The following is a 22,654-nucleotide window of genomic DNA, read 5'->3' as shown; positions in this document are numbered from 1 at the left end:
GGCATATATTTATACAAAGAAGATCCTAATTAATAAATGAATCAGTTTAGCAGACTTAACCCCCTGTTCTACGTAGAACGGGGGTTAAGTAACATACTGCAATCAGAAGTCTTCACAGCTCCTGCTGTCTAAAATAATAAACTGATTCATTTATTTTTTGTCTTTTTTTCGAAATTTTATGTATTTTACTGAATTCGTTTGTAACGCTTTCAAAACAGGTATATAATAATAGTAGAAAGGGGAGATGAATCATGGAATATAAAAATATTGTTGTAGCAGTAGATGGATCTAAAGCAGCTGAAAAAGCTTTTAGCAAATCACTCGATATCGCAAAAAGAAATAGTGCCCGATTAATCCTTGCTCACGTCGTTGATTCCCGTACTTTTTCAACAGCTGAAGCTTATGATCGTTCCTTATCTGAAAGAGCGGAAACTTACGCAAAAGAATTACTGGATGATTATGTAGCGCAAGCTGAAGCAGTTGGATTAACAGATATTATCCGCTGTATTGAATACGGATCTCCTAAAGTAAAAATCGCAAAAGAAATAGCTGGTAATTTTGAAGCTGATTTAATTATTTGCGGTGCGACTGGTATGAACGCCGTTGAACGTTTCTTAATCGGTAGTGTTTCTGAAAGCATTACAAGATACGCCAGCTGTGATGTACTCGTTATTCGTTAATCTATGGACTTCCATCCTTTGGGAGGCTCCTCTCAAAGGATGGAAATTAAAGACATACAACCAAAAATAATACTGTATCTCAAGGTTCGATAATCTACTCATGGAGATTATATGTTTCCCTATGCCATTGCTCCAGTATAGCCGCAATATTTTTCCTGATCTCTGGATATGTATTCTTATACAACAGCCGAAAATAAAGTCCCCTTAAAAAGTTTACAGCATTTGATTTTTTCCAATAAAAGTTTAAATTATCTCCTTCTTTTGTTTTTAACTCCTGCAGTTTGTCAGTGATATCCAATATCAGGAAAGTGATTTCCTTATCTTTGATACCTTTATCAATAAGCGCTTCCAATACAAAAAGAAGCCGCTCTTCCTCTTCATCAATGTAAGGGGATTTTGTTGTGCCTTCTTTAAACAGGCACCGTTTCATTGTCTCCAAGCATTCAAAAGACAGGCGATTATCAAAACAAGGATGTTTAATAGCTTCTGTCAGTAAATCTGCTCCATGTGCAATACTATGGGCCCATCCCTTCCCTTCCACATAGCCGCGGGTATCTTCTTCAAGATTTAAATATTCTATGCTTTGTTTTATTGTTTTTACGGCTGCTCCGTCCTGTAAAAAGCGCTTTTGCCTATCTTTATGCAGAATTATTCCAATAACTAAAGCAGAACAAGAACGTGTGAATACGAGATCGCTTTCCTTTTCTTCAATTCCAAGAAATAGTTTGTGCAGACAAACATCGAGAATATATTCCATTTGTTTATTGGTTAAACAATCTTCCAAAATCAGCTTTCCAAATGTATTAAAAATTAGAGCATCTCTCAACTCTGCGTCAGTGGTCCCAATATTGTCTAACATTTTTTCGATTAGAGCATTCAAATCTTTTTGTTTCCATTTTGTATCATAGTCTATCCCCTGCAGTTCTACTTTTAATGTCATGCTGTCACCACCTTTCTCTCTTTTAAACATCCAAATCAAAGTACTGAAGTACAGATTTTTACAATCATCATAGTAATATTAACACAAAGTTACCTGACCCAATAGATTTTATAGATATAGAAAAAACTAACCTCTTTCCATGTAATTTTTTCATTACACAGAAAAAGATTAGCTATTTCATACTTGCTCTTGCTAAAATGACTTGCATGAAGCGGCTATTAACAGCCGCTTAAGCCGCTAACAATCCTTTTTCATTTACTCAAACGAACTGTATCCCTTGCAATCATTACTTCTTCATTCGTAGGGATGACAATTACTTTTACAGGAGAGTGCGGGTAGTTGATGAATTGCTCTTTTCCACGCACTTCATTTAGCTTCGGATCCCAATAAATACCCATGAATTCCAGTCCTTTAAGAATTTTTTCACGGATAGTAATACTATTTTCTCCAATACCAGCAGTAAAAATAATGGCATCCACACCATTCATCTTCGCAGCATAGGATCCAATATATTTATGAATTCTTCCGGCAAATACGTCTAAAGCCAGTTCTGCACGAGGGTTTGTATCTGCTTGACTTTCGATATCACGTAAATCACTGGAGAACCCGGAAAGTGCCAGCATTCCACTTTCTTTATTTAAAACATGAAGCACTTCATCTACTGTTTTACCAGTACATTGCATAATATAAGGAATTAATGCCGGATCAATATTACCGGAACGTGTGCCCATTGTTACTCCAGCAAGTGGTGTAAAGCCCATAGAAGTATCCATCGATTTACCATCTTTAATTGCTGTCACACTGGCACCGTTGCCGATATGGCAAGATATTAAGCGAAGACTTTCTAACGGTCTGCCCAAAAGTTCTGCTGCCCGTTCAGAAACATATTTATGGGAAGTCCCGTGGAAACCATATTTACGGATGCCGTAGTCTTCATAATAATTTCTTGGCAGGCTGTAAAGATAAGATGATTCCGGCATTGACTGATGGAAGGCAGTGTCAAACACAGCTACCATAGGAACATTAGGCAGAATTTCTTTGAAAGCTCGAATCCCTGTTAAGTTAGCAGGATTATGCAAAGGCGCTAATTCAGAGACCTCTTCAATTTTTTGAATCGCTTCGTCATCTAATAAAACAGAATCAGTGAAATATTCTCCTCCATGAACAACACGATGTCCAACTGCATCAATTTCATCAAATGATTGAATAATTCCTGTAGAAATCAAAGCATCTAATAGCATTTTTACTGCGACACTGTGGTCCGGAATATCTGTTACCGTCTTATCCTCTTTGCCGTCCGCCTCAATTTTAAAAATTGAATCCGGCATTCCGATTCGTTCTACAAGACCGATTGCAGCTACTTCTTCTTCCGGCATTTTAATCAGCTGAAATTTCAAAGATGAACTTCCAGCATTAATTGCTAATACATTACTCATTTTCATTCCACTCCTATATTCTTCATTTAATCCTGTTTGGATAAGATGTAAACCATTGATTAATCTGTTTGATGATATCTGCCGTTGCATGAGCATTCTTAAAAGAAGGTAGTTGTACAAGTAACGGTTGCTTCGGTTCTTTTGTACCATACCCTTTTTTCTGCAGGATTAATACACTTTTCGCCTGATTTTTTGATTTAAAAGATGTTTCCGGCAATCGGATAACCCCGACAATATGTGCTGTTTCCTGTAAAAACGCATGTAATTTTGCCGATTGATCACTATCAAATAAAAATTCTGGAATCACGCCAATAAAAAATCCGCCATCTTTTATATATTTTAAGCTCTGCTCTATAAATAAATGATGTGAATAAGAATGACCTTCATCTGCCTTTAGCTGATATTCCTCCGCTGTTACATCATCCGGATAATATCCCACTGGAAGGTCGGTAACAACAAAATCTACCGGCTCTATCAGAAAAGGTCTCAAGCTGTCCTGATGATAGAAACTGATTTCTCTTTTCTGTAAATTTGCATTTAATACAGCTAATTCAATCAAAGTCGGATCTATTTCAGAAGCATATGCCTTAACAGGATTTTCTATCTGATTTAACACAGCTGTAAGCAGATTAGCTGTTCCGCTGGCAGGGTCAAAAATGGTTATCTGTCCCTTTTTATCAATCAATTTATTTACTAAGTAACTGATTAAAAAACTAACCGTATCAGGTGTCATTAAATGCTGCTGTTGCGCTGCACCCTTCATTCCCTTTAAAATGGAAAGTCCCAACGCTTTGCGATACGACTCTGCATCAAGCTCTTCTTCATTAAATGTCTGGACAAGTTTTGTAACCTTGCGTTCCGTAACATCGTCCAATTCATTCCGGGTTTCCCCGTCCAAGATAGTATCTAACGATAAAATCAGACTTTCCAGATAGGTTTCATTTTTTGCGCTTTGAATAATTTCAGTTACTTCATCAATACATTTAAATAATTTTTCGACATTCGATTGCTCCATGGCATGTCCTCCTATCCAAGCTGACAACTTTCTATTTTAACAATTCTCACACCAGATGTAAAAGGAATTTCATTATTTCCAAATAAAATGTTTTCTTCGATAAGAACAGCACAGGACATAACCATTTTTCATCCATGAAAGTGTTTCTTTATTTTATATTACAGGTTTCGGTAATTGTCATTTTACTTACTATTTATACCAGCACTTTTACTTATCTTTTTAAGCCTGAGATGTAAGAGTTATTTATGTATTTTATTTTAAAAAAAGCATGACTCAGACGGAATCATGCTTTTTTCTCATTATTTTGTTTTTAAATGCTCCAATACAGCATCGTAATTTGGATGGTTTGTTACTTCTGGAACATATTCTACGTAAGTGATTTCGTTATTTTCATCTACTACAAAAATTGATCTGGATAATAGACGGAGCTCTTCAATTAATACTCCATAATTTTTACCGAAATCAGCTAAGCGGTGGTCAGATAATGTTTCAACGTTTTCAATTCCATTTGCACCACACCAGCGGGCCTGAGCAAATGGCAAATCCATACTGATTGTTAAAACAACTGTATTATCAAGATTGGCAGCTTCTTCATTAAAACGGCGCGTCTGCTCAGCGCATACCCCTGTATCAACAGAAGGAACTACACTGATTAATTTAACCTTTCCGTCATAATCGGCAAGTGTTTTCTCTGATAAGTCATTTGCAACTACCGTAAAGTCAGGAGCTTTATTCCCTGCTTTTTGTTCTTCTCCGAGTAAAGTAACGGTTTCTTGTTTAAAAGTGACATTTTTTGGCATTATATTTCTCCTCCCCATCCTTACAATTCTGATTCATTTACTATTATGGGGCTTGTTTTATTAACTGTCCAATCATAGCTATTATTCTGCAATCTAAATTTCAAAACGGTCAAGAATAGACTCCAGCTCTTTTTTTTCTTTCTCAGGTTCATGATCAGAAGCTTGTTTTTGTTCCTTATGCTCTTTATGCTCCTTCTCATCCCTTTTATGATGTTTTTGCTCTACCTTCTTTTCTAACACTTTTTCTTTATCAGGCATTCCTGCCCCTGACCGCTGCAAAAGTTCAGGAATCAAATCAATTATTTTTTCATACAGATGCGCATGCTGATCCATATGCACCAGCTCCATTTGCCCTTCCTTTAATACTAAAAAAGCAACCGGTGTTATAGAAACACCTCCTCCACTTCCTCCACCAAACGGAATTTCGTGTTCTTCAAAATCACTTGACTTTAATTCTCCCGGCATGAATTCACTTCCGCCAGCAGCAAAACCAAACCCGACCTTCGACACTGGAATGATTACTGTATCATCGGAAGCTTTCAAAGGGTCTCCGATAATCGTATTTACCTCTACCATCTTTTGTATACTTTTCATTGCACTGGACATTAAACCTTCTATCGGATGTTCAGTCATTATTTTACCTCCTTTATTTTCAAGACACGCATGATTCCCAGAATAGTTTTTCCTAAGCGGAAGGAAATCATACATGAAAAACTGGTCTCCAGACTGCTGCTTTGAAAATCCGGCTGCACATGAATTTGCGGTTTTTCAAAAAGCTGAAGATGCTGTGTGAGATAACCAATCAGCCAGCCTTTTATCGCCCAGATTGCACCGCTTGCTATAGATGTAGAAAAAGCATCCCCGGTCCCTCCTTTAGTCTGCCATTTGAATTCAAGGATTTTTAGTTCCTTTAATAAGGACCGGAGTTGCAGCTGTTTTAATAAATGAAGCTGTTTTCGGGATAAATGCTTATAAAAATGCACATATCCTTTTTCCATTTCATTTTGATCTGGTATACGTAATTTCTTTTGTCTAAGTACACACCATTTATAAAAAAAGACTGAAATCTGCATATCATCCATTTCCGGAAATTGATAGTTGACTTTAATGATCCATTTGCTCCGGAAAAGAAATATGATGATCAAAACACTCACAGCAATAAAAATTAACATAATGTATAAGCTATTCATAATCAGCTCTCCTAAAATGATTAAATCATTTATTTTACAATTGTTTGTCTTCTTTATATTGATTCATTATCTATGTACGTTTCTAAAGGGAAATAACACTTAGAAAATGTTATGATGAATGTAAGAAAAATAATATTTCTTCAGGGTTTGCCTGTCTACTTTTACTTCGTGAACTAAAACCGTATTTGATAAGTTCCTGTCTGACAACAAGTATCTCTATCATGAAAACGGGAGCCTGACAAAAGATTACTGCACTATAAAATTTGCTTGGAGGTTATCGTATGCAAAATCGTAATAATATTTTCTTTTTTTATCACCCTCGTCAGGAAGGCGAAAAAACAGATTACTTAAAATCGATTGCTGAAAAGAATGGTTTACACGTAGTTAATGACCCAAAAAATGCCTCTATTATTGTCAGCTTTGGCGGAGACGGTACTTTCCTGCAGGCTGTCCGCAAGACTGGATTTCGTCAGGATTGTATCTATACAGGGATTACAGACGATGAACAAATTGGATTATACTGTGATTTTAGTATAACCAGATTCGATGAAATGATTGATGCAGTAACAAATAATAAAATTGAAGTTCGCCGTTTTCCTGCAATTAAAGTGAGTGTTGACGGTGAAAAAGCTTTTTATTGCCTGAATGAGGTATCTTTACGTTCCAGTATTATTAAAACCATTGTCATTAATGTCAAAATAGACGGCGAGCATTTCGAAACATTTCGTGGTGATGGTATGGTCGTATCAACACCGACAGGAAGCACAGGCTATTCCAAATCTGCACATGGAGCAGTTATCGATCCGCTGCTTTCCAGCTTCCAGGTATCTGAGGTAGCTTCGTTGAATAATAATAGTTACCGTACACTTGGGTCTTCTTTTATTTTGGGACAAGATAGAAAACTTCAGCTGGAGGTCATTCAAGACGGGAATGACTACCCAATTATCAGTTTGGATAACGAAGCATGGCCGGTACAGCGAATTCATCATGTTGATGTCGAAATGGATGCAACAGTAATCAAAACTGTAAAAATGAAAAATAACACATTCTGGAATCGTGTACAAAGAACATTCTTATAAAAAATTCTCAGAAACCCGGGAACTCACTGGCAAACAGGTGAATTCCCGGGTTTTTACAGATGATATATTAAAAAATACAGTACGCCAAAAACAAAGAGCTCTTTTAGATATACCTCTCTTATTTTCATACAATATAAAAGCTGCCTCCACATCTGCAGAGACAGCTAGCCATTCATTTTTATTATTTAGTTCCGCCAAATTGTTGCTCAGCCATTGTTACTAATCTTTTCGTAATTTCTCCACCAACAGATCCGTTAGCACGAGAAGTAGAGTCAGGACCAAGTTGAACGCCAAATTCCTGAGCAATTTCGTATTTCATTTGATCAAGTGCTTGTTGCACTCCTGGAACAACTAATTGATTTGAGTTATTATTTGCCATGTTGTTCACCTCCTTGGTACTTATAGAATGTGTCAATCGGGGTGAAAACATGCGTTTTATTTAATGGTAATTTTTTCTTTTTAACTCAACTTTCGCACTTTAAAAAATAACTTACTTATCATAGAGACAGGTGTTGACCTTTCCTTCCATCTGTCTCTTAACAAAGCATATGCTCTATCTAGAAAGCAGGTAACGTGTAAGGCACCGCTGCTGCGGCGGACCGTTTTGACTCCTGGGGCCTAAGATTACTCATCCCATCGAAAAGCGTTGTCACAACTCCTGCACTTGCACGTCCTGGGACTGGGACTGCGATTACTCGTCCCATCGAAAACATTTGTGCATCGCAGGGCGAGCTGAAGATCCACCTGAAAAGCGGTTTTCTTTTCAAGTTAGCTGAAGCCATCTCCATGGAAAGCGTAGTGGTTGGTTGAAGGCGCTATACACAATTTCCATTTCCATAGAAGGAGGATTTAACAAAATACCAGCAGGATAATAAAAAACATGTTCATCCTGGAATAGTAAGGTATAGATGCTTATTCTCAGGTTCGAAAGTTGAGTTTTTAATTGCTATTTAAACAGCTACTGTAAGAAGAGCATATCTGCTTAAAAAAGATCTGTGAAATCCTCATTGAATAAGGTTTTCTCTGTTACTTTTATTGTTTCTATACCATCTATTGCTTCTTCAATAGATGGTGTAAAGTCATATTTTGCTTCATAAAAATTCACTTTATCTCTTTTCGGCTTTGTTTTTGGAGATTTCGGTACAAAGATAGTACAGCAATCTTCATAGGGTAAAATCGAAGTCTCGTATGTTCCGATATCCTGTGCAATTCGAATAACTTCTTCCTTATCCATCGCGATTAACGGACGGAGAATTGGATAATTAGTTACCTCGTTGATGGTGTGCATACTATCCATCGTTTGACTGGCCACCTGCCCAAGGTTCTCTCCTGTTGTCAGCGACAAGATTCCTTCTTGTTTGCAAAGCTGTTCACTGACACGGAACATCACGCGGCGCATGATTGTCATGGCATAATCATTAGGCATCTCTCTAAAAATCTCCTGCTGTAATTTGGTAAATGGGACAATATGCACTTTTATGGACTTTCCATATTTCGTGAGTTGTTTTGCCAAATCCAGTACCTTTTGCTTGGCGCGATCGCTTGTAAACGGCGGAGAATGAAAATGAATTGCTTCTAAATGAACGCCTCTTTTCATCGCCAAAAATCCTGCCACCGGACTGTCAATGCCGCCTGAAAGCAAGAGCAGCGACTTACCAGATGTTCCAACCGGAAGTCCACCTCTGCACATAATTGTTCCACTGGTAATATAGGTTGCTTCCTTACGTATTTCTACTTTAATTTCCAAATCAGGATGGTGCACATCTACTGTAATGCCTTCTGTATTGGTTAACAAATGGCTCCCTAATATATGATTCATTTCACCGGAACGAATTGGAAAATCTTTTTTTGTACGGCGGACACTCATCTTAAATGTCTTTACGTCTGTTTCTTGGTTTAATGCGTATAGAGCTGCTTCCTTGATTTCTTCCACGTCGTTCTCAACACGAATCGCCAGACTTAAACTATGGATACCAAAAACATTTTTTATTTTTTCTACAATCGGCTCTGGATCATTGCCGTTCAGTAAGACGAACATTCTTCCCTGTGTCCGCATTACCTTCACACCATCAAAATCCTTGACCTGTTGATGAATATTATCATGAAGCTTCAGTATAAATTGTTTCGCGTTTTTTCCTTTTAAAGCTAACTCTCCATAACGAATTAATATATGATCATATTGCATACTATCTACCTCAATACCTCTTTAAATTGTTGAATTGCTTTTTTTAGTTCTTTCACAAATATATCTACTTCTTCTTCTGTATTCTCATAAGAAAAACTTACCCGCAACCCCGAGGAAGAAACTTCCTTTGTTTTCCCGCAGGCAACCAGCACCTGACTTTCCGTCAGATCCCGGGATGAGCAGGCTGACTTAGTGGAAATATATATTTCCTTTTGGCTTAAGCTATGAATAATAACCTCCGGCTTAATTCCCGGTACGGAAAAATGAATAATATGATTGGCACCGTCAGCAGGGCTGTTGATTTTAACGCCCTCCAACTGGCTGAGCTCCTCCATAAGCTTATCATGCAGGGTTTTTAATATATTATCCTCCTGAATATCCTGCTTCTCTTTGACTAAACGCAATGCTTTCACAAAGGAAACAGCGCCAGCCACATTCTCAGTTCCTGAACGGATACCAGATTCCTGACTGCCACCGTGAAGAAGCGGATATAATTTAGCCGTATGATTCACATACAGGAGTCCTGTTCCTTTGAGTCCATGAATTTTATGGCCTGAAAAAGTACATAAATCAACACCAGTATCTGAAAGGTTTAGAGGAACCTTCCCCAAACCTTGGACAGCATCCACATGAAAAAGCACTTTAGGATGCTTTTTTAGAACATTTCCAATTTCCTCAATCGGCTGAATCGCACCAATTTCATTATTCACCTGCATCATTGTAACGAGAATAGTATCTTTTCGAATTGAATTTTCAACATCTGCTGCCGAAACAGTCCCATCTTCTGCTACCGGCATATAGGTTATTTCAAAGCCTAATTTTTCTAAACTCCTGCAAGTATCATGAATAGATGGATGCTCCGCTTGCGTTGTAATAATATGTTTTCCCCGGGACTGATGCTCAAGAGCAACTCCTTTAATCGCTGTATTATTTCCTTCTGTTCCTCCTGAAGTAAAGATTATTGTCTCCTTGGGAACGCCGATTAAATCTGCTGCCTGCTGTCTCGCAGCCTCCAACAGCTTCTCCACTTGACCGCCTAGAGGATGTATCGATGAGGGATTGGCAAAATAATTAGCTGATACTTTTGCGAAGCTTTCAATCACTTCCGGATGCGGCTTCGTCGTTGCACTGTTGTCGAAGTATATCAAGTTTTCCACCTTCTTTTTAACAAAAATGTAAGGCTGACCTAAGTTAACGAAGATTCCATTCTTAGCGACAGCCTTTACCTTATATTTTTCATATTATATAGTATCTGAAATCTTCAGCGGATACAAAGCAGGCAACCTGTAATCTCAAAAAATTGTTCTTCCTGCTCTTATTCTACCCAGTAAATAACCTTTTCCCTTCAATTAAAAAAACAACTATCATTATTGGCTTCTTTCCGTCTGATACGATTCTATTTTCTGTAACGAGCCCGGTTCAATCTCTTCTACTGCTTTGGCAGCATGCTCTAAAGAAAGCTCATATTCATAATTACGGAATAATCTCTCTGCTTCCTTCAGCTTGTTGTCCAAATCAGAATGCTTACTTCTGTAGCGGTTTGCATATTGAATCACCTGCTCTGTCAAGTAAGCCTGATCCAGCATCATATCTACTTGCTCATATGCCTGCTCAATCGATTTTTTAGCCTCAGTCAGCGCCTGCTGTACATTGTTCATATCTAATGGGTAGGTTTCCAATGCTTCCATTACCTTCTCATTTTTCTGTATTGCTGTTTCAAAACGGGTCCAAATGTAGCTTGGTACTCCCGGTATATTACTCTTTTTCAGTTTTCTATTCAAATCTGTAAGCTGTCCGCGCATTTCTACCAGTTTATCTCTTGCCTCCAGCTCATCTTTCCGTAAATTTGCAATAGACTTTTTAAAGGATTCATGCTCTTCTTCCAGCTGTGCAATTTTCTTAAATCCTTCTTCAATTCCTTTTTTCAATTCTGAATGTGATTGTTTATCGTCCTCTATACTCTGGTGTAATTCTTCTACATGGCTTTTTAAAGCCTTAATTGCTTTACCCATAGTCTGGAAACGTTCCATATCATCGTCTTCTACGTAGTAAGCCTTCTTTATCTCTTCTACTTCTATTTTCGCAGTTTCATACGTAGCACTTATCTGGCTTACAGAATCTTCATACTCCGGACCTTTCTGCTCTATATAGTTCTTGGCTATCGCCTCTCCTTCCAGAGCTTCGTACATTTCTAAAATACGTGTCTCTATTTGCTGAAGAAGCTGTTCCACATCAGTTATATCAGCAGTTTCAAGCTGAGATTCTATATCCTTCAATTGTTCCTGATATGTAATAATTTCTTTTTCAAAGCCTAAATGTCTAATCCGGTAGCCATTTTCCCTCATCTCTTTCATACCGGAAGAAAGATTTGTTAATTGAGATGGCAGCTCCTGCTTCACTTGCTTGAGCAAATCAGGAAATGTATCTAATTTATTTTCTACTTTTTCAGTACTTTCCTTTAATTCACTAATACTTTCATTCGCTTTTAAATAATCACCATCATTAACAAATGCGTCGTATTGGTCCAATATTGCTTCCAGCTCATCGATTTCCTTGTCAAATTGCTTTTCGGCCTTTCCATATTGGTATCTGGATTGAGAAAGCATACTTCGTAACCCTTTGATTCTCGGTTTTAATTCCTCTGCACCGCCACGACCTGTTTCTTCTGCATAAAGTAATTCCTCTAACTCACCGATAATTTCTTTAATTTCTTCCTCAATTTTTTCGAGATGATTTTCTGCCTCTTTCAAAATTTTATTTGCTTTAGGCACAAGAAAGCGGTCAGCTGCCTCTTCTGCATCCATCAAATACTTCTCTATGTCAGGCAAAGATTTGGTTACAATTTTTTCCCATTCTTCTTTCCATTCTTCAAATTTCTCCAGCGTTTCACCGGATAGATTCAATGCTTTAATTTTTCCAATCTGCTTCGCAACATCTCTATCCATAATATCCAATTTCCATTTTTCAATATGGTCTACCTGATCATAAACACGTTTTCTTACAATTAAAGCAATCGTTAAACATACAATAACCGCTAAAATAATCCCAACTACGACAGCCATACTTTGCCTCCCAACCAATAAACATCTATATAAATATATCTATAATTACAAAATCACAATAATATATCCTTTATAATATCATGTATTCCGCCCTTTTGGCTAAAGAAAATACATTTTTCTTACTGATTCAACAACTTTTTGATATTTATACGGGGAAAAGTCCATTATTTTTTATTATTTACTTTTCTCGTTCATTTTTACATTTGCATTAAATTGAATCCATTTCTGTATACTTTTGGTATATTTTTTCACAAATTGTTCGTGAGCAAATTGCCCTAATATTTGATCTTTCCAATCTGAATGTAAAATATACGGGGTTATCAGCATGCCTTTCAGCTGCATAAATAAATACCTTTTCTCATCCTGATCAGCATTTCTGCCGATTGTTTCCTGAAATAATTCTTTTAAATAGTAATTTTCTTTAGCCAGATATGTAACCGTCATTTCCCTGACGAATACAGAGTCAAGAGATAATTCACGCTGAATAAAACATGTTAATTGATGATGCGTTTGCTTATAATGTATAATTGTAAAAATTAATTCATTTAATCGATCGATAGAAGAGCTTCCTTCTGTTTTTTCAAGTGACTCTTCTATTTTCTCTAAGTATGCTTCATAATAATTTGTTACAGCATATTCTAAAAGTCCCTGCTTTCCTTTAAAATAATAACTGATTAAGGAAACATTCACAGAGGCCCGGTCAGCAATATCACGCACAGAAGTGCCATGGAATCCTTTTTGAAAGAATAGGGAGGAAGCAGCGTCCACTACTTTTTGCTTGGTTACGTTATTTTTCATTCTTATTCAACTCCTTACTCTATTCATTTACGACAAAGAAGGGGATAAATCCTTTAATCGATTATCGACAAAAACTGTATTCATGTCGTTAAATGTCACTTTTTACAAAACTAATACTGCAACTTTCAGGAGGTAACACATAATGTTTCAACAACTTGATTATTCTGGAGAAAAAACAAAAGATTACGAGCTTCTTATTAAACAGCTGGATGCTTTATCAGCGGGCGAAACAAATCAAATCGCACTGCTTTCAAATGCTTCAGCACTTCTCAATCAATTTTTAGATGAAGTAAACTGGGTTGGTTTCTACTTATCCGAAAATGAAGAATTAGTGCTCGGGCCCTTCCAAGGACTGCCGGCCTGCATCCGTATTCCTTTTGGAAAAGGAGTTTGCGGAACTGCTGTCTCAGAAAAGAAAACACAGCGTATATCAGATGTTCATCAATTCCCTGGCCATATCGCCTGTGATGGAGCTACAAAATCTGAAATTGTCATTCCTGTCTACCATAATAATGAGATTATCGGAGTTTTAGATATTGACAGCCCTGTTCATGACAGATTCGACGCCATTGATCAGGAATGTTTAGAGAACTTTGTTACGGTACTTGAAAAACATTTATAATTGACTCATTTTATTACAATATAGATTTTCAGACATATTCATTATAACGGATACTTTTTTATTAGGAATTATTTTTGCTTCTAATACAAAAATAATATCTTCCCAAACAGACTTTATACTGTGTTTTTGCTTTTTACTATTGACAGGTGTACATGCAAATTATATACTAGAATTTGTGTAAAATAATAAAGTGGCCTAAGTGAGTCGACGCTTGCACTCATTTTGTTCCTTTCAAAGATGAATATTATAAAGGTGTATCGTGTAACTCTCTGCTACTGGAGCGATGGTACATGAAAACAAAATGAACAACGAAACGATCACGCGCGTTTTATTTTATACAAATAAAACATAAAGGAGGAAATGTCCTATGTCACGTTATACTGGATCAGTATGGAAGAAATCACGTCGTCTTGGCATTTCATTATCTGGAACTGGTAAGGAATTAGATAAACGCCCTTACGCTCCTGGTCAACATGGACCGAACCAAAGAAAGAAAATCTCTGAATACGGCTTGCAAATGCAAGAAAAGCAAAAATTACGCTTTATGTATGGATTGAACGAGCGTCAATTCCGTAACCTATTCAATAAAGCCGGCAATATGAAAGGTATCCACGGTGAGAACTTCATGATTCTTCTTGAATCCCGTCTTGATAACCTTGTTTACCGTCTTGGCCTTGCCCGCACACGCAAGCAGGCACGTCAGCTGGTTAACCATGGTCACGTTACAGTAGATGGTTCTCGTGTAGATATCCCATCTTACTCTGTAAAACCTGGTCAAGCAATCGCTCTTCGTGAAAAATCTCAAAAGCTGGATATCGTTACAGAAGCTATTGAAGTAAATAACTTCGTACCAGAATATACTACTTTTGATGCTGAGAAAAAAGAAGGTACTTATGCTCGCTACCCTGAGCGTTCTGAACTTCCAGCTGAAATTAACGAACAGCTTATCGTTGAATTCTACTCTCGTTAATAGCGGGGAATATAATTTAACAGCATTTAAAGCCCTAGAAACCTTGTACATCAAGGGGTCTAGGGCTTTTCTATAATCGTTCTCAGATATCCCGAATATATTATTCGACCCTTATCATTATCCTTGGATTGGCTCACTGTTTAATACGAAAAAAGATCTCGCCATTTTTTCAGCAAATGAAACAGGCGGTTCCACAGATTGTATATGAATATACATAATTACTGGGTCTGTATATATACAATGATTATGAATTGCACTCACAATTAACTCTTCTTGCGTTACCTTTTTTACAAACAGCGGGAGCTCCTCTTCTAAAACAGCAATTTCCGCTAAATTTAATGCTTTTCCGTCTTTATCCAAAGATTCAAAAACAATACTTGCTGGAACTATTGAAGAACTTGTTTTTCCTTCTACCTCAACCTTAAATTGCCGATGTAAATCAACAGAGCAAACACCATTACTTAAGCTCCCTTTCCCATTCACAGCTTGAGCAAATTCAGAACAAATATCCTCAATTTCATTGTTGAATTTTGAGCGTACTTCATTCTCTGCCTCATTAAATTCATTTTCTCCATCTATATCTTCAGCAATTTTATTCTTAATTTTAGTCTTTGCATACCTTTCATAATCAATTTTCACATCATGCATGAACTGATAGATTCGTAAACAATCTTGTCCCTCTTTTTTATTTATTTCATCCCGCAAAGCTAAGAAATTCTTTTCCAGCTCACTATTACGAATATCGAAATCTTCATCTTGAATAATATTTTCCATCTCATTCACCCATTTGACTGATGCCTCGAGAAAGTATTTAACATCCACATACATTTCTTCCTCCAACAGAATTCCTCCCCATGCTTCAAATTCAAGATCAGCGTATGCGAAATATTTGTCCCTTGTTCCTTTTCAAATTGGAAGAAAATCATTCATGAGATAAACAAGTTATTTTTTACGGTGCAAAAGTTGAGTTACTTCCAAATAAAAAGGGTGCTGTATCCCAATATTACAGAAATACAGCACCTTCTATCATGTTATTCTCTTAAGTCCTGGCAGCATCTGCCTTCTCCATCCAGTCTTTCCCTTCAATATGCCTTGCCACAACCATACTGGATACCGTATCACCAGTTGAGTTAACCATTGTAGCCGGCGGATCAACAACAACACCGATAGCGGTAATAATCGGCAGAGCTTCGATTGGGAAACCATATAATGTGATAATCATCAATTCTCCTGTAAAACCACCGCCTGGAATCCCGCTCATAACAATACCGGATAATAAACAAATACCAATAGCAGTTATAAATGTATCAATCCCAGTAAAGTCCTTGTTAAACACACCAAAAATAAAGGCGATTTTTAACATAGCTGATAAACAGGAACCATCCATATGTATGGTTGCTCCGAGTGGCATAATCGTCTCGCGGATATCTTTTGGAACGCCGATTTTTTCTGCAGCCTGCAGATTAACCGGAATGGTTGCAACACTGCTTCCTGTCCCGAGCGAGGTAGCAGCAGGACCAAGTATATTCTTCCAAAAGCGGCTGACTCCTTTTCTTCCGCCAGCGATAAATGCGTATAATGTAAAGCCGATAGCGAAATACAAAATAGATACCGGATAATAAACAATCACAGCTTTTGCATAATCGCCAATCAGTGCTGTACCGAATTCGCCGACTAAGGAGGCAAAGTACGCTCCTAATCCAATAGGTGCATAATACATAATAAGCTGAATCAGCTTCATAAAAACATCAGAGGCGCTGGTAAGGAGTCTCGCAAAGGGCCTTCCCTTCTCTCTGGACAATCCGGTTGCGACACCAATTAGTATCGACATTACAATAAGTGCCATCATATTATCTCTTGAGAACAGTTCAACAAAATCCGGAACAGTAAACGTATTGACTAATTGATCAGATAGAGTTTGTTCCTCTACATTTTCAGGAGAGCTTAGTGGAATATCCACACCTGAACCCGGTTTAAAAATAACTACCGCAACAAGCATGAATACAGCTGCAATAACTCCAGTTATCACAAAGACTGTAATCATAGAACCCATAATTTTCCCGAGTCTCTTCATGCTATCCATGCTGGCAATAGCTGATGAAATGGAGAAAAACACAAGCGGGATAACAATCATAAATAATAAGTTTATAAATAAGTCACCAAAGGGTTTTATTACGGTTGCATCTTCCCCAAAAACTAATCCAATTATCGCTCCAATAATAATAGAGGCTAAAAGAATAAGTGGAAATCGATAGGCTTTTAATTTTTCTAACATTTTATATTTCCTCTCTCTTTACAATATGATATTAGTAGAATCTATTCTATTTTACAGGAATGCTGAAATGAAGGGAAGTTATTAAATATTCTTATAATTAGGTGATTTTTACGTCAGTAACTTTTTTTGTGAAATGGGGCCGTTTATTCTTTTGTTCCCACAAACATAAAAGGAGAGAACATCAAAAAAATCACTATTCCACATAATTGGCTAGAATAGTGATTTCTTGAGGCAAGTTGTATTTTATTTTCACCGGTGATAAAATGAAGCGGACGGGCATATTGGTCTGGAGATATGGTAGAGTGGAATCAATCAGTCTTTTCCAGGCCAATATGTCTGTCTTTAATTATTTTACATAAGCTGCATCTTCTTTTTCCTTCGATGCTTTACTGCTTAATTCCGGTTTTACAACGATTTTTATATGCTCCGGCTGTGGACCGGCAACTAATATATCTCTTGCTTCTTCTAAATCTACTACCTTAGAAATCATAAAGTCGGTTTGTATCCTCCCGGTTGTAATTAAATCTGCTGCGATACGTAATTGTCTTGCTGTCGAATCCGATGTTCCCGTAATTGTAATTTCATTGTAGTGAATTGCATTCAGATCAAGTGTTGCTTCAGGCTTTTGCTTGGGCATCCCACCAAAAACATTGATTCTGCCTCTTCTTCTTACCCATTGCAATGCGTCACTGACTATTCCCGGTACCGGAACAGCAACAATAACTGCATTAACTCCTAATCCACCGGTCAGCTCCTTTATTTTTTCAGTCGGATCTTCTTCCTGCGGCGAGAAAACAATATCCGCTCCATGTTGTTTTGCAATCTCTAAACGATTCTTATCAAAATCGCTGGCAATAATTTGTTTAGCGCCATTTAATTTAGCTAATTGAATATGAAACAGCCCCATCGGCCCGCAGCCAACAACCAGTACACTGTCTCCCAGCTTTACTTCAGCTATTTCCTGGCCATTTATGGCACAGGACAAAGGTTCACTTAATGCAACCTGCTGCAATTTATCACTTGAAACCTTCAAGACATTCCCGGATCGGATGGAACGTTCAGGCACTCTCATATATTCGGCAAAGCCTCCATCATAATTATATGCCGTTGCCTGTTTGTCGAGGCATTGATTTTCATAGCCCTCCAGACATAATTCGCATTTGCCGCAGGGACTTACTGCAGCAACCACAATGTGCTCACCAACTTCAAATTCATCCTTCCAGCTTTCACCGGCCTTGACAATGGTTGATGCAATTTCATGTCCCATCACCCGGGGTAAATCCATCCCATGCGCTGACCCTCCTGCCGCAATATTCCGAAAATCACTGCCGCAGATTGTGCAGGAATCGACTTTAATCAGGAGTTCATTGTCATTAATCTCCGGAACAGGAATATCATCTACTTTCATATCCTTTGGTCCATATAATCGTAATGCCTTCAATGCAAAATCCTCCTTAAATAATGATTTAAATGCCGCAATGCTTTTATCAGCTTTTAATATACATTTAATTTAGACAGATTGTTTTACTACTTTTTCAGCAGCAATTCCATCAAGCTTACTTGTAGCATGCATCCATTCTTTAAATTGCGGGTAAGCTTTTTGATATTGCTCACTATATAATTTATAGATTTCATGGTGCTCCGGATTAGGTTCTATCCGCTTCTTATAGCGGACCATATGACTTACAGCTTCATCTGCATTTGCATAAGCTCCTGCTGTAACCGTTGCCATAATAGCTGAACCTAAACAGGCTACTTGATTTGATTCTGGAACATTGATTGGCAGATTGCTTACATCTGCGTGAATCTGCAGATATAAATCACTGTTGGTTGCGCCGCCCGCTAAATATAACTCTTCTACTGGAATTCCATTTTCTTTAAAGTTTTTAATATTTAATTCCGTACCATATGCAACTGCCTCCATAATTGCCCGGTAAATATGTGCCCGTGTATGCTTTAAAGTCAGGCCGGAAATAAAACCGCGTACATTCGCATCAACATAAGGAGTCCGGTTTCCCTGCCAATATTCAAGTACAAGAAGACCTTCTGACCCTGGCGGAAGCTCAGCCGCTTCTTTATTTAGTAAATCATAGACACTGACACCATCCTGTTTTGCCTGTGCTTCGATATCTATTCCGAAATGTGTTTTAAACCATTTAATAACAGAGCCTGAGGAAGCCTGACCGCCTTCAGCTAATTTCATTCCCGGAAAAACAACTCCTGGATATGTGCCGAAGATACCTTCTTTGTGGATTGATTTATCAGTAAATGCCAGATTACAATGCGAAGAACCTGTAATTAGTGCCAGCTTTCCCGGTTTTGTCACACCGAGGCCAATCATTCCATTTAAGCAATCCACTCCGCCCTGGCCGACAGGCGTCCCCTCAGCTAATCCTAAATGTTCTGCTGCATAAGGAGTGAGGCCGCCTATATATTCACCCAGATATTTAATTTCATCAGGAAGCTTATCAAAAATATCCTCTAAACCGATTGTTTTATAAAAGTCCTCAGGAACTCCGCCGTTATCCTGGTCATAGTACCATCTCAATGTGGTCGTACTTGCAGAACCAGTATTTTTTCCAGTCATCATAAATGTATACCAGTCTACATAGTCCATAATTTTTTCTGTTTCATAATAGTTATGAGGCTCATGATTCTTAACCCATAATGCTTTACTCGGCATCCATTCTGCTGAAACATTGCCAAAACCATTATACTTTAATGCTTCATGACCTGTTGCAGCCATCTTCTCTGCTTCTTCTGACGAACGGATATCCATCCAGATAACAGCTTTTCTTACAGGTGTTCCATCTTTTTTGCAGAACACCACACTGGAACAGGTAGTATCTAAACCGATACTGATAATTTCATCTTTAGAAGCATTTGCATCTTTCATTGCTTTTTTTATACTTTCCGCCAGAGATGCCCACCAGTCGTTCGGGTCCTGTTCAGCCCACCCCGGCTTCGGATAATAGGTTTTATAGGGGGTTATTCCCTCCCCGACTTCATTTCCTTTTAAATCAAAAATTCCTACACGAACACTTTCTGTTCCGCCATCCACACCAATAACAAGCTCTCTTGTCAAAAATACCCTCTCCCCTATATTTTCTTTTAAAACATATCTACGAAAAACAGGTGAAAACGATTATAAGCTTAGAAAAAATATCTTGTTGGAGGCAGTCAGAGATGTTATAAAGAATAATTTATTTTATTTCAATCTCTGATTCTATACCTTGATCCACCTTTTCTTTATGGTTTCTCAACAAGTACTCTGCAACATGTTCATCGGTAATTAATGTATCTACCCATTTCCCCGCAAGTGCTGATTCAATTGCTTCTTTCTTATAATCATTTCCGGATACCAATACTACTTTAGAATGTTCGCTGATCTCTTCAACGCTTGATCCAATTACCCTGTTGTGAATGTCAATATTGGGAATTCTCCCATCAGAGTCAAAGAACCAGCAAGCCACTTCTCCCACTACATTCTTTTCTTTTGACTGTATTTTCTCTTCTTCGGTTAATAAATGAATATGGGCATAAGAAGAGGATTCAACACCAACACTAATAAAGGTTATGTCTGTCTTCAATGATTTTTTAAATACATTTTGAACAGTTAAGTCACTTAGAATGGATTCTTTTAATTCCTGATTAGAAACAATAGCCGGTGCATACAATGGATAGCATTTTGCCCCTAACTTCTCTGCTACTCTTTGGGAAATAGTATTAGCATCCAAACCGTAACCCATTCCAGGCCAATTTCCTCCCATGATTGGAACCACTTCACAATCAATTTTCTGCTCATCCCCTAAATAGTAAGCAAGTCTCTTTAGCGTTTCACCCATAGAAAAACCTACAGTCATACCATCTTTCACCTGGTTCACAAGATACTCTGCTCCTGCCTGCCCCAGGGAATTTAATATATTCTCTTCTTTCGTTGAATATACTGGAACTACAATGGCTTCACTTATTCCAAACACATCTTCCAGCTGCTGCTCTAAATCAAAACAGCGTGTCACCGGAGTGGTTACATTTATCTGAACAATTCCTTGTTCCCGTGCTTCCAGTAAAAGCCTTGATATTTTACTTCTGGAAAAATGAAGCTCCTGTGCGATATCGTGCTGAGACATATTATCGATATAATACATATATGCAATTTTTGATAATAACCTCAAATCTACTTTAGACATAATTAAAATATAGCCTCCTGCTTATCACAATTATTTATTTTTTATCATATCACTCCTTTGTCATTTTTTGAACGAGGTTATTACCGAATAATAATTGAACAAATGTGCAAAATAAAAATCATTTGTTCATTTCTGATTAGTATAAAGCAATGATTTTTCAATGTCAACGCTTTCATTAAATTTTTAATTTTAATATTTCCTAATTAATAGAAATTTATTTGGATTTTCCTGGCTAATTGATGAAAATTAAATTTCGTTCCTATTTGTGAACAATTTTTGAAATATCTATAAAATATGTTTTTCACTTATAGTAATTTTGCAGCCGGTTAATCTGCAATAAAAAAGCCCCTATCCCCGAGAGATAAGAGCCTTCTTAAAATTATAAGTATTTAACCATTGTGACATGCGGGATTCCTGCATCCAGAAATTCTCCGGAAGTAACTTCATAGCCCAGCTTTCGATAAAAATCCTGTGCATGTGTCTGTGCGTTTAGCTTAGCTTTATGAAAATCCCGATTTTTGATTTCTTCTTCCATCTTAATCATTAATTTTTTCCCGAGAGATTTTCCACGCTGCGATTTCAAGACACAGATCCGTTCCAGCTTACCGTAACCATCTTCCGTAAAACGTAAACGGGCTGCAGCAACAGGGAGTTCATCCTCATATGCAATAAAATGAGTTGCAGTTTTATCAAATTCATCTATTTCTCTTTCCGGCGGTACATTCTGCTCCTCAACAAATACCTCTGTCCGGATTTGATATACAGCTTCTAACTCTTTAGGAGCAGTCGCAATCTTTACTAACATGAATGTCTTATTCCTTCCCCAATAAAAATGTTTCATAAACGGTCCAAGAGCCATTCTCTAATTCGTATAACAGCTGAAAACGGTCAATATAATCTTTAATTTCAAAGCCTTCCATTTTCAATCTTCCAACAACATCTCTGAATTCATCATGCACCAGGTCCTGCGCAATCGTAATGTGCGGCACAAAAGAATGATCCTGGTTATTTTCGAATATTCCCTGTTGCAGCTGTTCATTCAGCATTTTTAATTGTTCAATTGGTTCAACCTTTAAATAAATTGTATTTGTTACTGGTTCAAAGGTGCTGACTTTGTTGATATGAATATAAAAAGGATCTACACTTCCGGCAATTTTATGCAATGCCTGGACAACTTCATCTATCTCATCAGAATTTGTTTCAAACGGGTACTTTAATGTAATGTGTGGAGGGATTAAAGAGTACCTTGGGTCGTAACGCTTTCTTAAGGCATTGGCTTGATCCTGTACAGTTTTTGAAGGGAAAATAGCGATTCCATATTTCATTAATACAACCTCCTGGTATTATATTATTTATTATAAGCTATATATAATCTGTATCTACATAAGTATAGCAAAAGAAAATGAAAATAG

22 protein-coding genes are annotated in these 22,654 nt (G+C 37.4%); 4 read left to right on the top strand and 18 right to left on the bottom strand.

What is annotated here, in order from left to right; translation table 11 throughout:
- The first annotated feature begins 251 nt into the window (after positions 1–251).
- On the top strand, positions 252–680 hold the full coding sequence (locus tag IEX29_RS19170) for a universal stress protein (protein ID WP_188736294.1): 429 nt from the start codon (positions 252–254) through the stop codon (positions 678–680).
- A gap of 94 nt (positions 681–774) precedes the next feature.
- Here the strand turns inward: IEX29_RS19170 and IEX29_RS19165 are convergent, their stop codons facing one another.
- The 6 genes from IEX29_RS19165 to IEX29_RS19140 form a co-directional block, all read right to left on the bottom strand.
- Entirely contained in the window at positions 775–1,620 is an 846-nt protein-coding gene (locus tag IEX29_RS19165) for a DUF2785 domain-containing protein (RefSeq protein WP_188736292.1), read from the bottom strand.
- Positions 1,621–1,871: 251 nt separating this feature from the next.
- A complete protein-coding gene (locus IEX29_RS19160) occupies positions 1,872–3,056 on the bottom strand; it encodes an acetate kinase (protein ID WP_188736291.1) in 1,185 nt (394 codons plus the stop codon).
- Positions 3,057–3,078: 22 nt separating this feature from the next.
- The gene (locus tag IEX29_RS19155) at positions 3,079–4,071 is read right to left on the bottom strand and encodes a class I SAM-dependent methyltransferase (protein ID WP_188736289.1); all 993 of its coding nucleotides are present in this window, start codon (positions 4,069–4,071) and stop codon (positions 3,079–3,081) included.
- Positions 4,072–4,370: 299 nt separating this feature from the next.
- Positions 4,371–4,871: a thiol peroxidase gene (tpx, locus tag IEX29_RS19150; protein WP_188736287.1), complete on the bottom strand. Its 501-nt coding sequence runs from the start codon at positions 4,869–4,871 to the stop codon at positions 4,371–4,373.
- Positions 4,872–4,964: 93 nt separating this feature from the next.
- Positions 4,965–5,504, bottom strand: coding sequence for a GerW family sporulation protein (gene ytfJ / locus IEX29_RS19145; protein WP_188736285.1), 540 nt, complete (start codon positions 5,502–5,504; stop codon positions 4,965–4,967).
- Complete coding sequence (locus IEX29_RS19140; protein ID WP_188736283.1) at positions 5,504–6,061, bottom strand: DUF2953 domain-containing protein; 558 nt, start codon at positions 6,059–6,061, stop codon at positions 5,504–5,506. The genes ytfJ and IEX29_RS19140 overlap by 1 nt, the downstream gene beginning before the upstream one ends.
- A 281-nt stretch (positions 6,062–6,342) precedes the next feature.
- Between IEX29_RS19140 and IEX29_RS19135 the strand changes: the two genes are divergently transcribed.
- Entirely contained in the window at positions 6,343–7,140 is a 798-nt protein-coding gene (locus IEX29_RS19135; protein ID WP_188736281.1) for an NAD kinase, read from the top strand.
- 181 nt (positions 7,141–7,321) lie between these two features.
- Here the strand turns inward: IEX29_RS19135 and IEX29_RS19130 are convergent, their stop codons facing one another.
- The 5 genes from IEX29_RS19130 to refZ form a co-directional block, all read right to left on the bottom strand.
- Complete coding sequence (locus tag IEX29_RS19130; RefSeq protein ID WP_040979745.1) at positions 7,322–7,519, bottom strand: alpha/beta-type small acid-soluble spore protein; 198 nt, start codon at positions 7,517–7,519, stop codon at positions 7,322–7,324.
- 603 nt (positions 7,520–8,122) lie between these two features.
- On the bottom strand, positions 8,123–9,325 hold the full coding sequence (gene thiI / locus IEX29_RS19125) for a tRNA uracil 4-sulfurtransferase ThiI (RefSeq protein ID WP_188736279.1): 1,203 nt from the start codon (positions 9,323–9,325) through the stop codon (positions 8,123–8,125).
- A 5-nt stretch (positions 9,326–9,330) separates the two neighbouring features.
- Positions 9,331–10,473, bottom strand: a complete 1,143-nt coding sequence (locus IEX29_RS19120) for a cysteine desulfurase family protein (RefSeq protein WP_188736277.1) — start codon at positions 10,471–10,473, stop codon at positions 9,331–9,333.
- 219 nt (positions 10,474–10,692) lie between these two features.
- Positions 10,693–12,387, bottom strand: a complete 1,695-nt coding sequence (ezrA, locus tag IEX29_RS19115) for a septation ring formation regulator EzrA (protein WP_188736274.1) — start codon at positions 12,385–12,387, stop codon at positions 10,693–10,695.
- A 174-nt stretch (positions 12,388–12,561) separates the two neighbouring features.
- Positions 12,562–13,185, bottom strand: coding sequence for a forespore capture DNA-binding protein RefZ (refZ, locus tag IEX29_RS19110; RefSeq protein WP_188736272.1), 624 nt, complete (start codon positions 13,183–13,185; stop codon positions 12,562–12,564).
- A gap of 142 nt (positions 13,186–13,327) precedes the next feature.
- On the opposite strand from refZ, the gene msrC reads away from it, so the two are divergent.
- Together msrC and rpsD are read left to right on the top strand one after the other, a co-directional pair.
- The gene (gene msrC, locus IEX29_RS19105; protein ID WP_188736270.1) at positions 13,328–13,807 is read left to right on the top strand and encodes a free L-methionine (R)-S-oxide reductase MsrC; all 480 of its coding nucleotides are present in this window, start codon (positions 13,328–13,330) and stop codon (positions 13,805–13,807) included.
- Positions 13,808–14,174: 367 nt separating this feature from the next.
- Positions 14,175–14,777, top strand: a complete 603-nt coding sequence (gene rpsD, locus IEX29_RS19100) for a 30S ribosomal protein S4 (protein WP_188736268.1) — start codon at positions 14,175–14,177, stop codon at positions 14,775–14,777.
- Positions 14,778–14,894: 117 nt separating this feature from the next.
- Here rpsD and IEX29_RS19095 read toward each other — a convergent pair whose 3' ends face one another.
- The 7 genes from IEX29_RS19095 to IEX29_RS19065 form a co-directional block, all read right to left on the bottom strand.
- Positions 14,895–15,293 carry a DUF1259 domain-containing protein gene (locus IEX29_RS19095; protein WP_229720299.1) on the bottom strand — a complete coding sequence of 133 codons (399 nt, stop codon included), beginning with the start codon at positions 15,291–15,293 and terminating at the stop codon, positions 14,895–14,897.
- A gap of 523 nt (positions 15,294–15,816) precedes the next feature.
- Positions 15,817–17,052 carry a dicarboxylate/amino acid:cation symporter gene (locus IEX29_RS19090; RefSeq protein WP_188736266.1) on the bottom strand — a complete coding sequence of 412 codons (1,236 nt, stop codon included), beginning with the start codon at positions 17,050–17,052 and terminating at the stop codon, positions 15,817–15,819.
- 346 nt (positions 17,053–17,398) lie between these two features.
- On the bottom strand, positions 17,399–18,493 hold the full coding sequence (locus tag IEX29_RS19085) for a zinc-binding dehydrogenase (protein WP_188736264.1): 1,095 nt from the start codon (positions 18,491–18,493) through the stop codon (positions 17,399–17,401).
- A gap of 69 nt (positions 18,494–18,562) precedes the next feature.
- Complete coding sequence (locus IEX29_RS19080) at positions 18,563–20,137, bottom strand: FGGY-family carbohydrate kinase (protein WP_188736262.1); 1,575 nt, start codon at positions 20,135–20,137, stop codon at positions 18,563–18,565.
- A 118-nt stretch (positions 20,138–20,255) separates the two neighbouring features.
- Complete coding sequence (locus IEX29_RS19075; protein ID WP_188736260.1) at positions 20,256–21,242, bottom strand: sugar-binding transcriptional regulator; 987 nt, start codon at positions 21,240–21,242, stop codon at positions 20,256–20,258.
- Between the two features lie 379 nt (positions 21,243–21,621).
- The gene (locus tag IEX29_RS19070; RefSeq protein ID WP_188736258.1) at positions 21,622–22,047 is read right to left on the bottom strand and encodes a GNAT family N-acetyltransferase; all 426 of its coding nucleotides are present in this window, start codon (positions 22,045–22,047) and stop codon (positions 21,622–21,624) included.
- A 7-nt stretch (positions 22,048–22,054) separates the two neighbouring features.
- A complete protein-coding gene (locus tag IEX29_RS19065; protein ID WP_188736256.1) occupies positions 22,055–22,567 on the bottom strand; it encodes a YjcG family protein in 513 nt (170 codons plus the stop codon).
- Positions 22,568–22,654: the final 87 nt, after the last annotated feature.

Source organism: Oceanobacillus neutriphilus (assembly GCF_014645515.1).
In the GTDB taxonomy this organism is placed as follows: Bacteria; Bacillota; Bacilli; order Bacillales; family Amphibacillaceae; genus Oceanobacillus; species Oceanobacillus neutriphilus.
This window is presented reverse-complemented; position numbering and strand designations above follow the sequence as displayed.

Bases quoted from the DNA above. Each gene is read 5' to 3' on its own strand.
- IEX29_RS19170 (WP_188736294.1), top strand. From the start codon at position 252: ATGGAATATAAAAATATTGTTGTAGCAGTAGATGGATCTAAAGCAGCT.
- IEX29_RS19165 (WP_188736292.1), bottom strand. From the start codon at position 1,620: ATGACATTAAAAGTAGAACTGCAGGGGATAGACTATGATACAAAATGG.
- IEX29_RS19160 (WP_188736291.1), bottom strand. From the start codon at position 3,056: ATGAGTAATGTATTAGCAATTAATGCTGGAAGTTCATCTTTGAAATTT.
- IEX29_RS19155 (WP_188736289.1), bottom strand. From the start codon at position 4,071: ATGGAGCAATCGAATGTCGAAAAATTATTTAAATGTATTGATGAAGTA.
- tpx (WP_188736287.1), bottom strand. From the start codon at position 4,871: ATGCCAAAAAATGTCACTTTTAAACAAGAAACCGTTACTTTACTCGGA.
- ytfJ (WP_188736285.1), bottom strand. From the start codon at position 5,504: ATGACTGAACATCCGATAGAAGGTTTAATGTCCAGTGCAATGAAAAGT.
- IEX29_RS19140 (WP_188736283.1), bottom strand. From the start codon at position 6,061: ATGAATAGCTTATACATTATGTTAATTTTTATTGCTGTGAGTGTTTTG.
- IEX29_RS19135 (WP_188736281.1), top strand. From the start codon at position 6,343: ATGCAAAATCGTAATAATATTTTCTTTTTTTATCACCCTCGTCAGGAA.
- IEX29_RS19130 (WP_040979745.1), bottom strand. From the start codon at position 7,519: ATGGCAAATAATAACTCAAATCAATTAGTTGTTCCAGGAGTGCAACAA.
- thiI (WP_188736279.1), bottom strand. From the start codon at position 9,325: ATGCAATATGATCATATATTAATTCGTTATGGAGAGTTAGCTTTAAAA.
- ezrA (WP_188736274.1), bottom strand. From the start codon at position 12,387: ATGGCTGTCGTAGTTGGGATTATTTTAGCGGTTATTGTATGTTTAACG.
- refZ (WP_188736272.1), bottom strand. From the start codon at position 13,185: ATGAAAAATAACGTAACCAAGCAAAAAGTAGTGGACGCTGCTTCCTCC.
- msrC (WP_188736270.1), top strand. From the start codon at position 13,328: ATGTTTCAACAACTTGATTATTCTGGAGAAAAAACAAAAGATTACGAG.
- rpsD (WP_188736268.1), top strand. From the start codon at position 14,175: ATGTCACGTTATACTGGATCAGTATGGAAGAAATCACGTCGTCTTGGC.
- IEX29_RS19090 (WP_188736266.1), bottom strand. From the start codon at position 17,052: ATGTTAGAAAAATTAAAAGCCTATCGATTTCCACTTATTCTTTTAGCC.
- IEX29_RS19075 (WP_188736260.1), bottom strand. From the start codon at position 21,242: ATGTCTAAAGTAGATTTGAGGTTATTATCAAAAATTGCATATATGTAT.
- IEX29_RS19070 (WP_188736258.1), bottom strand. From the start codon at position 22,047: ATGTTAGTAAAGATTGCGACTGCTCCTAAAGAGTTAGAAGCTGTATAT.
- IEX29_RS19065 (WP_188736256.1), bottom strand. From the start codon at position 22,567: ATGAAATATGGAATCGCTATTTTCCCTTCAAAAACTGTACAGGATCAA.